9 protein-coding genes are annotated in these 17721 nt (G+C 46.0%); 3 read left to right on the top strand and 6 right to left on the bottom strand.

Going from position 1 to position 17721, the window contains the following annotated elements; all coding sequences use genetic code 11:
* Window positions 1–21 precede the first annotated feature (21 nt).
* The 3 genes from ruvA to dacB all read right to left on the bottom strand — a co-directional run bounded on the left by ruvA (window position 22) and on the right by dacB (window position 4719).
* Entirely contained in the window at window positions 22–606 is a 585-nt protein-coding gene (gene ruvA / locus IE165_RS03910) for a Holliday junction branch migration protein RuvA (protein WP_189625350.1), read from the bottom strand.
* Between the two features lie 225 nt (window positions 607–831).
* Window positions 832–3108, bottom strand: coding sequence for an NADP-dependent malic enzyme (locus IE165_RS03905; protein WP_189625290.1), 2277 nt, complete (start codon window positions 3106–3108; stop codon window positions 832–834).
* 189 nt (window positions 3109–3297) lie between these two features.
* Window positions 3298–4719, bottom strand: coding sequence for a D-alanyl-D-alanine carboxypeptidase/D-alanyl-D-alanine endopeptidase (gene dacB, locus IE165_RS03900; protein WP_229826333.1), 1422 nt, complete (start codon window positions 4717–4719; stop codon window positions 3298–3300).
* 175 nt (window positions 4720–4894) lie between these two features.
* Here dacB and IE165_RS03895 point away from each other — a divergent pair, with 175 nt between their 5' ends.
* On the top strand, window positions 4895–6670 hold the full coding sequence (locus tag IE165_RS03895; RefSeq protein WP_189625289.1) for an aminopeptidase P family protein: 1776 nt from the start codon (window positions 4895–4897) through the stop codon (window positions 6668–6670).
* A 73-nt stretch (window positions 6671–6743) separates the two neighbouring features.
* Here the strand turns inward: IE165_RS03895 and IE165_RS03890 are convergent, their stop codons facing one another.
* The 3 genes from IE165_RS03890 to IE165_RS03880 all read right to left on the bottom strand — a co-directional run bounded on the left by IE165_RS03890 (window position 6744) and on the right by IE165_RS03880 (window position 12589).
* On the bottom strand, window positions 6744–7967 hold the full coding sequence (locus IE165_RS03890; RefSeq protein WP_189625288.1) for a DUF4374 domain-containing protein: 1224 nt from the start codon (window positions 7965–7967) through the stop codon (window positions 6744–6746).
* Window positions 7968–7993: 26 nt separating this feature from the next.
* Window positions 7994–10342, bottom strand: coding sequence for a TonB-dependent receptor domain-containing protein (locus tag IE165_RS03885; RefSeq protein ID WP_189625287.1), 2349 nt, complete (start codon window positions 10340–10342; stop codon window positions 7994–7996).
* Window positions 10343–10810: 468 nt separating this feature from the next.
* Window positions 10811–12589 (bottom strand): alpha-L-fucosidase, encoded by a 1779-nt coding sequence (locus IE165_RS03880; protein ID WP_189625286.1) that lies wholly within the window; start codon window positions 12587–12589, stop codon window positions 10811–10813.
* A gap of 294 nt (window positions 12590–12883) precedes the next feature.
* On the opposite strand from IE165_RS03880, the gene IE165_RS03875 reads away from it, so the two are divergent.
* Both IE165_RS03875 and IE165_RS03870 read left to right on the top strand, forming a co-directional pair.
* Entirely contained in the window at window positions 12884–15172 is a 2289-nt protein-coding gene (locus IE165_RS03875) for a GH92 family glycosyl hydrolase (RefSeq protein ID WP_189625285.1), read from the top strand.
* A gap of 80 nt (window positions 15173–15252) precedes the next feature.
* Window positions 15253–17625, top strand: coding sequence for a glycoside hydrolase family 3 N-terminal domain-containing protein (locus tag IE165_RS03870; RefSeq protein WP_189625284.1), 2373 nt, complete (start codon window positions 15253–15255; stop codon window positions 17623–17625).
* Window positions 17626–17721 lie beyond the last annotated feature (96 nt).

The raw sequence follows: 17721 nt of genomic DNA, 5'->3' as shown, positions 1-17721 counted from the left end.
AATATTTATTAGTGAGAAAGTCTAAAGTCGCTTTAAGGCTGCTTTGATAAGGGCTTCTACGCTGAGGGACGCATCACTGCTCACTAAGCTGTTTAGCACTTTTTCTGCCTGCGGCTTGCCGAAACCCAACATGACCAAGGCAGTCAGCGCTTCTTCCGGAATGGATTGTTTCGCGATAGGGAGCGGCATTAAGGCATCGGGACCTTGCTTTTTGAGTTTGTCTTGCAATTCCAAGATGAGGCGCTGCGCAGATTTCGGTCCTATACCCTTTATTTTTTGGATTATTTGAACCTGCCCGTTAATGATAGCCGCCTGTATTTCTTCCGGGGAGATCGAAGACAGCATCATGCGTCCCGTGTTGGGGCCGATGCCGGAAACAGATATGAGATGGTTGAAAAGTTGCCGCTCGCCTTCCGTTGCAAAGCCATATAAGGTTTGCGCATCTTCTCGAACTTGAAAGGACACAAATAATTTGCAGTTTTCCTGATCCTTTATAAGGGAGTAGGTGGTTAGTGAGATATGGATATGGTAGCCAATCCCGGCCACATCCAGTATGACATGGGTTGGAGCTTTAAAAACGAGTTTTCCATTAAAATAATCGTACATCAGAAAAAGAAAAATTAAAAGTAAAAAATAAAACAGGGCGCCCTGTGCATGAAAGTCACTAACCCAAAAAACATCAAAGCACTTTAACATGTGTTGTTGCTAGAAAGGGATAACCAAGCAATCCGTATGTTGTTGATACGAGATTGCTTGGTCATATTTTCTCCTTCGCAGCCAATGGCGAATGCCTTGCCTTACAAAGTACGTATTGAATGCCTTTTTAGGCAGCTAGTTAACACTCTTCTGATGTTCCTGTACGTCTACTACGGCAATGGTTACCATGTTAACGATTTCACGAACGGAGCTATCGAGTTGCAAAACGTGCACCGGCTTATTCATCCCTAAAAGGATGGGGCCAACTGCTTCGGCATTACCTACTTCTTGCAAAAGCTTGTAGGCAATATTACCGGACTCCAGATTCGGGAAAACCAACGTGTTTGCCGCTTCGCCATTCAACGCACTAAACGGGAAATTTGCGTTTAACATATCGCTGTTTAGGGCAAAATTGGCTTGTATATCGCCATCGACGATGATGTCGGGTGCCTTCTCGCGCAATATGCGGGCTGTTTCCCGCATCTTATTCGCAACCCGCCCATCGTTGGAGCCGAAGTTCGAGTAAGATAGCAATGCAATTCGGGGTTTGATATTGAAACGTTTGATTGCATTTTCTAGTAGCACGGTAATCTCGGCAAGTTCTTCCGCAGAAGGGTCTTCGTTGACGGTGGTGTCGCCAAAGAATATTGGTCCCTTAGCCGTCAGCATCATGTACATGCCAGCCACTCGACTGCCCGGTTTTGCACCGATAACCTGCAATGCCGGCCGGATAGTAGAACCGTAGTTGCGCGTGGAACCAGAAATAAGCGTATCAGCTTCACCAAATTGCACCATGGAAGCTGCAAAATAATTGCGATCCGTCATCAACTTACGGGCATCACTTTCAGAGATACCACGACGTTGCCGACGTTTATAGAGATGCTGGGCGAATTTTTTGAAACGTTCTGAATCAATTTCTTCTTTCGGATCGACTATTTCTACGCCGCGAAGCTCCAAATCGTATTCTTTGATGAGGCCTTCAATTTTCTTTTGGTTGCCCAAAAGAATGGGAATAGCGATCTTTTCTTCCTTGACGATCTGTGCCGCGCGAAGCGTCTTGTAATTGTCAGCTTCGGCAAAGACAACTCTTTTCGGATTTAATTTAGCCTTGGTTGTCAGGTTGCGCATGATGCCATCTTCTTTGCCCAACCTTTTACGCAATTCCTCGCGGTATTTATCCCAATCGAGGATTTCTTTCCGAGCGACGCCAGAAGCAATGGCGGCCTTCGCTACGGCCACGGAGACTTCGGTAATCAAACGTGGGTCTGTGGGCTTTGGAATAATGTAATCTGGTCCGAATTTTAGGTTATTGGTTTCATAAGCCTGGTTTACTTCTTCCGGTACGGGTTGTTTTGCCAATGCTGCCAACGCCTTGACCGCCGCAATTTTCATGTCCTCGTTAATGCCTGTCGCGCGGACATCTAAAGCCCCACGAAAAATATAGGGGAAGCCCAATACGTTATTCACCTGGTTTGGATAGTCAGAACGACCTGTTCCCATAATGACATCGTCTCGTGTTTCCACGGCTAGATCATAAGCAATCTCTGGGTTAGGATTAGCCATCGCTAACACGATAGGACGCGGGTTCATCGTTAATAGCATCGCTGGGGTAAGCACATCCGCTGCCGAAAGACCGATAAATACATCAGAACCCGCAACAGCATCGGCGAGCGTATAGATATCACGATCCGTAGCGAATGCGGCTTTTGTTTGATCCAAATTGTCCCGGTCTTTACGTATCACGCCTTTGCTATCCAACATGATGATATTCTCCTTCTTCGCGCCGACAGATATGTACATGCCGGTGCAGGATATGGCAGCTGCTCCCGCACCATTGACAACAATTTTGATGTCGCTGATATCTTTACCGATTAGTTCGCAGGCATTGATCAGCGCGGCACCCGATATAATGGCCGTACCGTGTTGGTCGTCATGCATCACCGGGATGTTCATTTCTTCTTTTAGGCGACGTTCTATTTCAAAGCATTCCGGGGCTTTGATGTCTTCTAGGTTGACACCACCGAAAGTAGGCTCTAGCGCTTTCACAATGTTAACGAATTCGTCAACATTTTTAGTGTCTAACTCAATGTCAAAGACATCAATGTCAGCAAAGATTTTGAATAGCAAACCTTTTCCTTCCATCACTGGTTTTCCGGCCTGCGCGCCTATATCGCCCAAGCCCAATACCGCCGTGCCGTTACTGATAACAGCAACCAAGTTTCCTTTGGAGGTATACTTGTACGCATCTTCGGGATTCTCTGCGATAGCCAAACAGGGTTCTGCTACTCCGGGTGAATATGCTAGTGATAAATCTCTTTGCGAATTGTGTGGTTTTGTTGGTACGACAGCAATTTTTCCGGGTCTCCCCATCGCATGGTAATCCAGCGCGTCTTTTTTTCTGTTGCTACTCATTTTTCTAAGTAAAAATTAAACGTAAAATTAAAAGCTGAAAATTCGGATAGTCTGTTCTTATCACAGGAGATATACCTCCTTGCTGCGAAAAGGCTAGCCTTATTTCTGCTTCAACATTTACTAACAATAAAAATTAAATGTCAGGTTACAAAGCTAAAACATCAGCACGGAATTAACTAATTTTTAGGCTTATTTCAAATTGTCCAATAACTTAAACATATCTTGCCGCATGGCCGTCGTGCTACCTGTGTAGTTGTTTACCAAAAGCGAAAATGTGAATTGCTGCCCAGCGGTGTTCGTATGATAACCCGTGTATCCCAATGTGCCGCCAATGGTACCACTCTTCATGCGCACGGCGTTGATGTTGGGGAGGCTTTTTTGAAACTCGTCGAACCAAGGGCGACCTTTGGCGTACTGCATGATCTTGGCCATCGCCATGCTGGTTACCCTGTTTTGTGGTGATAGGCCAGAGCCATCTTTGATGTTTAGCTCACCGATGGGGATTTTTAGCTTCTGCTCCCAATATTTAGCGAGCAGTTTAGCGGCCTGTTCTGTTTCAGATCTGTTGCCGCTCAGCAAACCAAAACTTTTCAGCAATGCTTCACCATAAAGGTTAATACTTTTTTGATTAAACCAGTAAATAATATCCTTCAAGGGTGGAGAAGTATGCTCGTCTAGCGTTTTACTATCCGACGATAGGCGTTCGCCTTGGTTTAAGAGACGCTTACTGCTCGTCGCAACGCTATCAACCATTACGCCTTGGTCGTTTAGGGAAAGTCGGAGTTCCTCCGCAAGATAAAGTGCTGGGTCGGGCATCGATATTTCGATTACTTTCTTCAAGTCTCTGCCATAGGTTCCGCGTAGATAGATCATGTCACTGTATGGGGCGGAATAACCATAAACATTGTCGCCCGAGCCGTTGCCTCCCGTGGTGACTTCATTGATAAACTGTAGTTGGGGCATCCCGTGATCATTATTTCGAAGGCTTGCTGGCTGGCCGACCCCTGCCGGTGAAAACTGTAGACTTAGTTTGTTCTCTCGCCAATTCAGACCGGATATGCCGGCACCATAGTAATTTCCGATATCCGTCCAATTCCATCCTCCAGGTACATCATTTCCATTAAAGTGGAGGTCGTCTCCGATAACACGTCCATGGATTTGCTTAATGCCAGCGTTTTTGATGGTGTAGATCCATTTGTTGAGCAACGTTTCGCTGTTTGCCTGCGCATAACGGTCACTCCCTAGCGTTGGGTCGCCACTGCCGCGTACAATAATGTCGCCGTGGAGCACGCCCAAGCTATCAATTTCGCCAGTGTAACGCAATTGTGTTTTATAGGTGTACGCCGGTCCTAGGATGTCTAGCGCTGTGATAGTGGTGATTACTTTTAGTGTGGATGCCGTGGGCAGCCCTGTCGCGGCATTGTTGGCAACCAAGACGGCGCCGGTTTTTCCGTCCAAAACGGTAAAGGAAGCTATACCGTTTGTTAGCTTTTCGCTCGTTGCGAAAGTTTGATAAGCGGAATTTAATCGCTCTTTGGTAATCTGGGCCGAGAGATCGTTGCTGACCAGCCCAAAGGATAGCAACATGAGCGGGAGTAGTTTTGTTATCATACGCATATTCTTTATAGACAAACTTATGGAATTTTGGTTTGATGTGATGGTTTTTTCGATTTTTGCAAGCGTCTAGAGTCGTCTTTTTAAGTTTATATTGCGTATGAAGTGCTGCGAAGGCTACCAAGTCTACCACATATTCTTTAACTTGCGCGACCAGTATAAAAAAAACAACATGGCACATAAAGAACGTTTAGCGGCCATTCGAGCCGAAATGAATGCGCGTGGCATTGCCGCTTATATCATCCCCTCTTCGGATCCCCATATCAGCGAGTATTTACCGGAGCGCTTTAAGGGTATTGCTTGGGCTTCGGGTTTTACGGGCTCGGCGGGGACACTGGCCATCACACAGGATTTCGCTGGGCTTTGGACGGACTCTCGCTACTTTGTGCAGGCAAACGAGCAACTTGCAGGAACGGGTTTTGAGCTGATGAAGCTAAAGGTGCAAGGAGCGGCGGAATATGCTTTTTGGTTGGCCGATGTATTGCCTGCCGGCAGTACGGTTGCTTTCGATGGCAATCTAGCTTCGATTGCGGTGGCGCAGGGGGTCCAAGATGCGCTAGAGCCCGTGGGCGTGCAGGTGGATGGGCATGTCGATTTGTTAGCGTCTGTATGGAAAGATAGACCAACCCTACCGTTTGCACCTGCTTATTTATTGGATGAGAAGGCCACAGGCGAATCTACGGCGGCCAAGATTGCCCGTGTGAAGGCAAAATTAATAGAAAAGAGGGCGACAGCGCATTTGATTTCTTCTTTGGATGATTTAGCATGGATACTTAATATCAGAGGACGCGATGTGAAGTGTAATCCTGTGGTCTTAGGTTTTCTGCTTATTGAAGCAGCATCGACGACCTTATTTATTGATCGTGCTAAATTGAATGATAACGATCAAGAAAGGTTGCGTGCGATTGGTGTTGCAATAAGAGATTACTCGGAGGCATTTGCTGCTGTTGCTTCTTTACGAGCAGATCGCATCCTACTAGACCCGAAGCGGACATGTTTTGCGATGTATGATGCGGTGCCTTCTACAACAGCGATTGTGGAAGCAATCAATCCTTCTACGGGATTAAAAGCCGTGAAAAATGAGGTGGAAATTGCGCATACGCGCCGTGCGATGATCAAAGATGGCGTTGCGATGACGCGTTTCTTTAAGTGGGTGGAAGAACATGTTCCACAGGGAAACTTAACGGAGATCTATCTCGCGGAAAAATTACAAGAATTTCGTGCGGCAGGGAAAGATTTTGTAGATATCTCATTTGATACAATTGCGGGCTATCTGGAACACGGCGCTTTACCCCATTACAAGGCTACTGAACAGAGCAATGCAACGCTAGCACCGCGGGGCTTACTTTTGGTGGATTCCGGCGGCCAATATAAAGATGGAACAACAGATATTACACGGGTGATATCCCTTGGCCACGCCACGAACGAAGAGAAAATTGATTATACGATCGTATTGAAAGGGATGATAGAGGGATCAATGGCGGTTTTTCCAAAAGGAACACGCGGCTATCAGATTGATGCCATTACGCGACGTCCTATCTGGGGAAAGCTCCGCAATTACGGCCATGGAACGGGACATGGAGTGGGCTTTTTCCTGAATGTACACGAAGGGCCACATACATTTAATCCATCTAATATTGATATTGCAGTCGAAGAAGGAATGATTACGTCGATTGAACCCGGGCTATATCGCGAAGGGGCTTACGGTATCCGTATTGAAAATCTCGTGTTGAGCAAGGTGTTGGAATCGAATCAATTTGGTGAGTTTATGGACTTCGAAACGCTTACGATCTGTTACATCGCAACCGATTTAGTGGATAAATCGCTTTTGGATCAACAACATATCGATTGGTTAAATCAATACAATGCTTGGGTGTTTGAAAAGCTAGCTCCAGGATTACAGGAGGAAGAAGCGGCTTGGTTGAAAGAAAAAACAAAAGCAATTTAAAAATAGCCGCTTAAATGAAAAAGGACCAATCCGCCATTGGATAGGCCCTTTTTTATGCGATAGGAAGACTCGATTAGTCTACTCTGTTTACCGCTGTGATAGAACCACCTTCTACACGTAAGCCTTGTGTAGCCGTAGCCGTAGCCGCATCAATTTTGTACACAAAACTTACGGCATCCGTTGTCGCGATACCAATATAAGCCGTGCCATTTTTAGGCGTGTAGTTGTTGTAGGTGACCGCTTTGATGGTGTTGATGGCTGGCATACCTGTTACGTCTTTAAACGTTTTGTTATATACGTCTACGATGCCAATGTGTTTACCGTCGGTGTAGCCACCCTTTTCTTCTTTGGTGGTCATTTGTACCACAAATTTACCTTGACCGACATAGATCCAGTTGGTGATGTTTTTACCGTTTGCAGCAGCTTCGATATCGAAGTAATACGATTTGTCGAATGCTGTTGTTCCTGAAGCGATACGCGTGATAGCAGAAGGTTTAGTAGAAGTGATTGCCCCGTTTCCTGTAGCAACAGATGAAGAAAATGCGTATACATCTCCTTTTTCGTCTACAGCAAGACCATCACGGAAGTAGCGGCCGATGTAGCTTGTACGGTCATCCGTAATTACTTTTTCTAAGACCATGTCGGGGTAAGAATATACGGCAATCCAAGCGTTGTCTGGGTAAGCTGTCTCAAAAGCTGTACTACAACAAGCCTTGATAGACATAATTGGTGCGTATACTTTGTTGCCCACTTGCTTGATCCAGGTGAAGAACGCTAGCTCACCATTTTTTAAAACATCTGCTGTATTAACCACACCTTCTTTTGTGATGGTTAAGCTATTGGTATTGAGCTGGTAGTAGCTTGCAGTTGGGTTAGTGACATTTCTGGAGATCTTCATCATCAAGATATCGTCATTTACCGGGGCAAAGGCCTGAACCGTTTCGCTGGTAAAGTTCTTTAATCGCGTTAGTCGGCCATCGGTTATTTCATAAGTCGTTACGGCACCAGGGCTTCCTTGTCCGTATAGCATGCTGAAAAATTTATTGTTATGTGTAACGTAATAGCGGTAGGTACCATCTTGTTCGAGACCATTCCCTAAAATAGAAACTGTTCCTGATTCCAAATCCTTGGCCGTTACCAAATAATCTGCAACGGCCTCTGAAGCCACGGGTGTTACAGCCAAAACGAAGTTACCATCGTTTCCGCTATCTGGTGCTACGTCATCGCTTTTGCAGGAGAAAGCACTTAATGATACCATTGCGGCAAGTGCTAGATTAGTCCATTTGTTATTTTTCATACTTATTCTATTTTGAGTTTTAAGTTTTATTTTTTGTTGAAATAATAGCGCAGGTTGACCATAAAAGACCGTCCAGGCTTTTGTAAACTAAAGTTGTCGTAAAGTTGCGTGCCGGCTATGTTGTTGACTTCGAGACCAACGTTGTATTTCCCATTTTTAAGGCTGTATACAAACGATAAATCATGACTTAATTGCTTAGGTATTTCCTTTTTTTCGGCTCCAACGGCTGTGCTACCGAGACTAGGCCAATACAGCCAAAAACTATGTACGTAGAGCATGTTGTAATGTATATTTAACACGTTTCCTTTGGTTCCAAGATCCCGAAAAGAAAGACCTAGATCGGTATTCCCGAAAAGATAAGGGATGTTCGGCATCTGATCATTGTACAATGGACTTACTCCGGTATACCCCTCCTCGTATTTCTGTTTGTTGACCAGGTGCTGATACGTGATCGCCCCACCAAAAGTCAATAGTTTCTTGTACGAATAACGAAATTCAGCATCGGTTCCGGTAGTTGCCACACCTTCTCTGTTGTCCGCAATTAATAATGTTTGGTTTGCGTTAAAACGGTTATAGATATAATCGAAAGCGTAGCGGTAAATCAGATTAGCGCCCATAGAAAATCGATGTTCATCATTGACTTTCCAATTGTAGATTGCTCCAAGATTTATGTTATGGCTATGTTCTGGTTTTAAATTAAAATTTCCTTGTTGATTTTCAACATCACCAAACAGTTCGTAAGGAGTCGGCAAACGATTGGTCATTTCGTAAGACGTTTTTAATTGCAGGGTTGGAATAGGAAAGTAAGTAGATGCTAATCCATATCCGAATTCTGTTGAACTGGTTGAGGAGATATCTGCGTTTTTATTCTGTTGATAAAGGAGCTTGCCAAAAACGGTTGTGCTCCATAAACCATCGACATCATAGCTGTAGCCTATACCCAAAATGTCTTTGAATGATTTTTTTCCTAGTTCTAGGGCACTTGATTGTGGGTCAAGTTTGTTTTTCCCAATTCTGTTGAAAGTTGTGGCAACATTGCTTAGTGCAACAGCATGTCGCGCTAAGATCTTGTAATTTGCAGTCAGTGTTGCTATTCCTTCATTGTTTTTATATTCATAGAGTTGTCTGCTTCGTTCGCCTCCATTAGCGCCCGTTTCTTTCCAGTCGCCATACCAACCATAACGCCTGTTCAACGTATCGATGCTACGTTCCGTTCCAAGATTAAAATTGGCATTGAAAGTTAAATCTAAGCCTTTTATCAAATCACTTTTCTGGTATTTCAGGGTTGGCATGATGGTATTTCCTTCATTATGTATGCCACCAAAAACGGATACCATACGAGCTCCTGTTTGAATCTCTTTATAACTTTGGCCTACTGTGATACCGAGAAGAAGTTTATCAGCATAGGGCTTGTTTACCACACCTAATTGCGCAATTATAGCTTCGTTATGATAAGTGTCATGAAACCTTCTTACTCTACCGGCAGCTTGGTAGTTGTCTCCTGTTTTAATATCGGCAACTTCCACCGTTACCTTATAATCGTTATCCGAGTAATTTTGATAAGCGCTTATGGACGCCATAAAGCCCTTTTTTGAGGTGTAGCCCGCGTTTACAGCTGTACGATGCGTGTTAAACGATCCGTAGCCATATGATGCATCGACGTATAGGCCAGGTTTTGTAGAAGTCACGATATTGATCGCTCCGCCTAAGGCATCCGCTCCAAGCCAAATTGGCACGACACCTTTATAAACTTCCACACGCTCGGCCATATTAATCGGTATGTTATTGATTTGGAAGGAAGATCCGAAGTTATCCATGGGTATGCCGTCCATGAAATAACGGATATGATTACCGGAAAATCCATTCAAAGACAGGTTGAAGTTGGATCCTAAACCACCAGATTCCCGTACCCGAATGCCAGCAACGCGGTCAAGGGCGCTAGAAATATTCATTGTTGTGTTGTACAGCTTTGTGGCATCTATAGCGGTTACATTATAGGCTTGTCTATTTACCTCCTGAATTTTGGTAAAACCTACAACCTCAATCTTTTCGATTTGCTTTTCATCTTTTTTGAGGTGAAAGAGGAGCGGTGTGGCCAGCCTATTGTGGAGGAAGATATCCTGCTCAAGCATTTGGTTGCCTACCGCGCTGATCTCGATATGTATGGTAGAGCCAGAAATCGCGGAAAAGGTGAAATTGCCTTGTTGATCGCTGTGCACAATCTGCTTGTCCACACGAACCGTAGCAGCAGCTACAGCTTGCCCCTCTGCAAGCACGCGCGCTGCATAGGTTTGGATTTTTGGTTGTTGGGCAGATGCTGTGAAAAAAAACAACAGCATGCTGATGGTTAGAAAAAAAATACTATTTTGTTTCATCTTTTAATGGTCATGCGTTAGAAGAATACTGCGTGTTCAGCGTAGTTGAAATTGCTGCTCCAATTGCCGTTGGAGCAGTTCGTTGGCGCCATGCGAATTGCCGTTCGTTGTGGCGCCAATGGTATTTACGTGGTATCCATCCGTGATTTAAGTCTTTATTCAAAAAGAGAATGGGAAAGTTGCCGCTCAGCCATTCTGTTTTTATTTAGATTTAGTATAAACAACGCAAAGGTATGTTTCTACGGTGGAAGTCGCAAGATTTTTCGAAAAATTTATTGTCCGTTACTTAAGAGCGCATATTCAAGCATGCAAAGGAGATTCCTCAGGGTTTTAAGGATCGTCTACGCGCATAGCGGACGCATAAGAGGTTGCTATTATAGGTATGGTGATCAAACCGGTTTACAACTGTTGAAATATCCCGTCCTGTAAGAAAAGCTTCTCAGAGGACGGGATAAGGAATCCTGGATGCTACTTTTTTTGGATCCAGATTCGATTGACCCAAAGTTCTTTGCTGTTTGTCGAATGAAATTTTACATTATATTTTCCGGGACGATCTACGCTGATTTCGCCAAGGCGCTGATTGACGAACTCATCGATATAGTTTTTCTCATTGGGTTCTCCCACCACCTTACCAGTCGGTTTGACCGTGCCGTCCAGCTGTTGTCCTTCAAGGGAAACATGGAGGTGTATGTCTTCATCATGAGGGTTGTGTGCCGATAGGTCTACAGTATACTTACCAGCTTCGGACAGATAGATGTCCCAATTGATTTCCGTTTCTTTGGTTTTAATATGTGCAGGACGTCGACCATCGTAGTGGGCATGTGTTAATTTTTTGTTTTCCCTGGCATTGGTTCCGACTAGGGCAAAGCCACCAAAGGTGGATTCTGCCACCACATCGCTATCGAGATCAATCGCCTGATAGGTAATGCGCAGGACAGAAACAAAATGATCAGGCTGATTTTCGGGCAGTTGGATGTGCAGCAAAGGGCCGTGCTGTTTAAAAGAGAGGTTTTGCGTCTGATGATTAACCAATAGCTCTATTTTTGCCGGTGGACTGCTGATTCCTGTTAGTCGGAGCACGCGGTCCAAAGGCCAATTGAAAACATGTAGATAGACCATGTTTTCGTTCCGCTTGCGTGTTAATTTCCCCCAATCGTACTGATTTCTCAGGTTTTGCAGCCCGGTGTTTCCATAGATCGCCTCGCCATACTGCTTTAGCCAGGCTCCAACGTCTTGCAGTCGAGATAAGCTCTCGTATGGTATGGATCCGTCGGCACGCGGACCGATGTTTAACGTGAAGGCACCGTTCAAAGCGACATTGCTTACCAGAGATTCGAATAGTTGGCCCGTTGACTTCCATTCGCGCTCTTGCCCATTGTATCCCCAAGAATGGGCAATGGTGCCTGGGGTTTCCCAGGGGTGCTCGGTAAAGCGGGATCCAAATTGGTTATCCTGCAAGGTTTCAAAGTCGACATATTTGCTATCCCTTGGCAGGCCTAAGCGGGAGTTGATAAGGCAATTGGGCTGTAGTTCACGGATCAACGTGGCAGCTTGTTCCAATTGTTCTTTTTTGAAGATGGTTTGCTGGTATGGAATCCACATATCAAACCACATTACAGCTATATCGCCATAATTTGTCAATAGCTCGCGTAATTGTGGAATGGCCTTTTCCTGCCAATATTGATCAAATTGGGCATCGGTAACATGGCCGGTGAGTTCTTGATTGTGATCCCAGGCATAAGGGTGTTCCCAGTCGATCCAGTGCGAATAATAAAAACCCAGTTTGAGCCCGTGTTTCCGACAAGCATCCGCCAACTCCTTGATGATGTCACGTTTGCTACCCGATAATTTGGATAACGAATAGTCGCCTATTTGCGTATCCCAAATAGCGACACCATCGTGGTGCTTGGATGTCATGATGATATATTTCATGCCAGCATTCTTCGCGGCAACTACCCAATCTTCTGGCTTGATTTTATCCCATACGAAACGTTTGGCCAATTCACCGTATTCTTCCTTGGAGATACGGTTTCTGTAGCGGATCCATTCAGCGTAGTTGTTGCCATAGCGCAACCTTTCGCCTTTCCAGACTCCCTCCGCCGCACTGTACAACCCCCAATGTATAAACATACCATAACGTGCCTCTTCAAACCACGCTGTGCGGGCGGTTTGTGCCGATAGCGACAGGTTGGAGAATAGTAGGACAATCAGCGTGATTGTCGTCCATTTGATGTAGCAATTTTTCATTTTCAGTTTTTGTCGGTTATTCCTGCCCCGTCGGATTTGTCAAACCACTGGCTAGCTGCATGATTCACACATGCTCGTCGGGGGTAATGCGAAGGTAAAGATATTTTTTTAATTTCTACGAATCATTTATTTGGCGGACTGAAATATTTATTTTCTGTAAAATTGATAGGACATGACGTGTTTTCGTTGCTAAAACGTTAATTTAGTGCTTTGATAATGGGTCAAGGGCGATATTGATGACAAATTGACCTTTTATGTGAACATTTTTTATCCAAAAACTATAGTTTCGTATTTATGATCGTAGTAAATGGTTTCGCTAAGAAACTCGCTTTTTTAGGAATATCGTTCTTTTCGGCTGCTGCCTGCAGTGTAGACGCTGATGTTCCGCAATCCAACAACTTCACCCAATATGTTGACCCATACATCGGCACCGGCGGACATGGGCACGTTTTTGTTGGCGCAAACGTGCCTTATGGCGCTGTGCAGCTTGGACCATCTAATATTTCTACCGGTTGGGACTGGGTTTCGGGTTACCATATTTCTGATTCCACCATCATGGGATTCTCGCACCAACATTTGAGTGGGACCGGTATTGGCGATTTGGGCGATATCGTCTTTCTTCCATTCACGGGTGAGGTTCGTTTTGATCGGGGTGAACATGGCGATGAACGCACAGGTGCCTATTCGCGTTTTAAACGAGAAACAGAAACCGTTCGCCCCGGATTTTACGCCGTACATTTAGACCGCTTCGATGTGGACGCTGCCTTGACTGCGACAGCTCGTGTGGGTTTTCACCAATATACTTTTCCAGATACGGAAATACCTAAGGTATTAATCAACTTGGATGCGGGGATTGGTTGGGAAGGCGAGAAAGAAGGGCATATCGTGTTAGAGAACGACTCGGTGGTGTCGGGATATCGCTACTCAATGGGATGGGCTAAAAATCAAAAGATTTATTTTTCCGCCACGTTTTCGCAACCGGTTGCCGGTATCCGATTGGCGGACAGTACCGCCTTGCAGCCAGGCAATAGCATCCAGGCTAAAAGAGCCTATGCTGAGTTGATGTTTGAGAAAATAAAGCAAGGTTCGTCCTTGTTAGTGAAAGTAGCGGTATCACCGGTGAGCATAGCGAATGCCAAATTAAATATGGAGGAGGAACTTCCGGGATGGGATTTTGAAGCAACACGGAAAGCGGCAGACGAGGCTTGGAATCACCAGCTTGCGAAAGTGCAGGTTACCACCGAGGATAGCGTTGCCCGAAAAATCTTTTATACGGCTTTGTATCACACGATGATGGCACCCTCGCTATTCAACGACGTGAATGGTGATTACATGGGTGCTGACTTCAAGCCGCATCGCTTGGCAGCAGGAAGTAATTATACCACCTTCTCTTTATGGGACACTTATCGTGCTGCGCATCCCCTGATGAGCATTATCCACCGGGACCGATTGCCGGATATGGTGAACAGTATGTTGCGGATCTATCAAGAACAGGGGAAGCTTCCTGTATGGCACTTGGTGGGCAATGAAACTGATTGCATGGTTGGTAATCCGGGCATTATCGTTGTGGCCGATGCCTACCTAAAAGGTGTGGAAGGTTTTGACAAAGATTTGGCCTACGAGGCAATGAAAGTGTCGGCAATGAAGGATGATCGCGGATTGGACGCGTACAAGAAATATGGTTTTGTGCCATACGACAAGGAAAAAGTAGAGTCGGTAGCCAAGGGATTGGAATTTGCCATTGCTGATTGGAGCCTAGCGCAGGTCGCCAAGTTGCGTGGTGCAGAAGAAGACTACCGTTATTTCAGCGAAAGAAGTCAAGCTTACAAACATTATTTCGATAAGGATATTCAATTTTTGCGAGGCAAAGATTCGCAAGGTAAATTCAGACCGGGAAAATTCGATCCCTTCCATTCGGCACATTTGGCCAATGATTATACAGAGGGCAATGCGTGGCAATACACCTGGCTCGTACCACATGACGTGAATGGGTTTATTAGTTTGTTCGGCAGCGAGGAGCAGTTCATCAATAAATTGGATTCCCTTTTTGTGGCAGAAGGCGATCTAGGGGAGGAGGCATCACCTGATATCAGTGGTTTGATCGGGCAGTACGCCCATGGTAATGAACCGAGCCATCATGTGATCTATATGTATCCCTTTGCTGGACAACCATGGAAAGCAGCCGACCGTGTGCGTCAAACGCTGGCTACCTTGTATACGGAAAAGACAGATGGCCTGTCGGGTAATGAGGATGTCGGACAGATGTCGGCTTGGTATGTTATGTCAGCTTTAGGATTTTATCAGGTGTCGCCTGCTGGTGGCCCATTTATTTTTGGCAGTCCACTTTTCGATAAGGTAACTTTGGCTTTGGATGCTGGAAAATCATTGACGATCGTGGCGCATAACAACAGTAAAGAAGCCAAGTATATACAATCGGTAAAATTGAATGGACAACCTTACGGGAAATCGTACATCAGCTATGCTGATGTGATGCAAGGTGGAAAGCTGGAATTTGAAATGGGTACAACACCTTCCTCAACTTTTGGCGTTGCAAAACAGGATAGACCGACATCGTTGCAATAGCTAACGCTATAATGAAACGATATCGTAGGAAGATGGCGCGCAATTGGGATCGCCATGATCATGTAAAATATAGGACACGTATGAACATTAAATATCTTTTGATTGGCGCTTTAACGGGGCTGTTTGTTACGAGCCAAGCGCAAGTATTGCCGTACAAGAATAGCCAGCTTCCAATTGCAGATCGCGTCACGGATTTGCTGGATCGTATGACGGTGGAAGAAAAAGTGGGCCAACTTTCAAAACTATTGGGTTGGGAAATGTATGAGAAATCGGGCAAAAGTGTCCGCGCCAGCCAAAAATTAAAGGAGGCTGTCAAACAGCAGCACATCGGTCTGCTTTGGGCAACGCTACGTGCAGATCCTTGGACGCAAAAGACCTTGACCAATGGGCTAAGCCCAAGGGAAGCCGCGCAAGCCACCAATGCCATTCAGCGTTTTATGCTTGACAGCACGCGCTTGGGTATTCCGTTGCTGCTGTCGGAAGAAGCACCACATGGACATATGGCTATTGGAGCGACGGTATTTCCAACAGCCATTGCGCAGGCAAGTACTTGGAACCCTGCTTTGATCCAATCGATGGCGAGTGCCATAGCACGTGAAACATCGGCCGTAGGCGGTAAAAACGGCTATGGGCCAGTGCTCGATCTGGCGCGCGACCCACGATGGTCCCGGACGGAGGAAACCTACGGAGAAGATCCCTATCTGATAGGACAAATGGGAAAGGCTATGGTGACCGGCTTTCAGGGCACAGAGATTGGACAGACCGACAAGATTATTTCCACATTGAAGCATTTCGTGGCTTACGCCGTTCCCGAAGGAGGACACAATGGTGGTAGTGTGAGTATTGGCGAGCGCGCGCTGTTGCAGTACTTTCTGCCACCTTTTGAACAGGCAGTGAAAGCTGGGGCAGGTTCAGTCATGACGGCTTACAATTCGATTGATGGCGTACCTTGCTCAGCGAACCCTTGGTTGCTGAACGACATCTTGCGCCAGCAGTGGGGGTTTCAAGGCTTTGTAGTTTCGGATCTGCTCAGTATATCGGGGCTAAATGGAGGACATAGCACGGCCGCCGATGCGGTGGACGCAGCGCAACAGAGCTTAAACGCAGGCCTTGATGTGGACCTCAGCGGCTCGGGGTATAGCCAAAACCTATTGCAAGCGCTGAAAACGGGTCGTGTCGAGCTACAGACGTTGGATCGTGCTGTGGCCCGCGTGCTGCATCAAAAATTTGCGTTGGGTCTCTTCGACCGACCTTATGTAGATGAACGGGCCGTGGATAAAAAGGTGGCAACGAAAGAACATCGCGAGCTTGCGCGGCAAGTGGCACGCGAGGCCGTGGTACTGTTGAAGAATGATAAGCAGCTATTGCCCTTAAGCAAATCGTTGAAACGGATTGCCGTAATAGGGCCGAATGCTGATAATATGTACAATCAATTGGGCGATTATACGGCGCCACAACCCGAGGAAAAGGTGAAAACGGTGCTTGCCGGAATTCGTGCTGCGGTGTCCAAAAGCACGCAGGTAGATTATGTGAAAGGATGTGCGATCAGAGATACAACCGCTTCGGATATTGCAGCGGCCGTTCGTGCAGCGCATGATGCGGATGTGACCGTAGTGGTATTGGGCGGATCTAGCGCACGTGATTTCAAGACATCTTACCAAGCAACGGGCGCAGCAAACGTAGGTAGCGCGGTAGGCTTGCTCAGCGACATGGAAAGCGGCGAAGGGTTTGACCGCGTTAGTTTGGATCTGCTGGGCGACCAGCAGGATTTACTGCAGGCGTTGCAGGCGACGGGTAAACCGTTAGTATTGGTTACCATTATGGGTCGTCCGTTAAACCTCAACTGGGCAGCAGCGCATGTGCCAGCCATTGTCAACGCATGGTATCCTGGTCAGGAAGGTGGTTTGGCGATTGCGGACGTGCTATTTGGCGACTATAACCCCGCGGGAAGACTGCCTATTTCCATGGCGCGCTCGGTCGGACAGCTCCCTGTGCACTACAACCATACAAAGCCAAAACACCACGCTTATGTAGAGTCTGACGCGACACCCCTCTATGCTTTTGGCTATGGCTTAAGTTATACCAACTTTACCTATAGCAACCTTCGGGTGGCGCTTGCAGAGCATGCCGATGATTTTGCCTGCACCCTGCGCGTGGATGTGAAGAACACGGGCAACCGTGATGGCGAAGAAGTGGTGCAGCTGTATGCCATCGATGAGGTGAGCAGTGTGGTGACGCCCGTGAAGCAGCTGAAGAAATTTGCACGGCAAGCGATTAAGCGAGGAGAAACGAAAGAAGTTTCCTTTGTGCTGACTAAAGAAGACCTCAAACTATGGGGGCTAGATAAGCAATGGAAAACGGAAAAAGGGAAATTCACGTTGTTGGTGGGCAGTTCTTCTGACGATATAAAACTAAAGGCCGATCTGCTCTTGACAAAGGATTACTCGTTTTAAACCATCATCTGTTTGTATAAAATAAGCCCCGTGTATGTGACCATATACGGGGCTTTTTTTCCAGCATGTAATGCTCGACAACGTTGACCTGGTTCA

Origin of the sequence: Sphingobacterium griseoflavum, assembly GCF_014653155.1 — a bacterium.
GTDB classification, from domain to species: domain Bacteria; phylum Bacteroidota; class Bacteroidia; order Sphingobacteriales; family Sphingobacteriaceae; genus Sphingobacterium; species Sphingobacterium griseoflavum.
The sequence above is the reverse complement of the archived record's forward strand: the minus strand, read 5'-3'. Positions and strand labels throughout refer to the sequence as shown.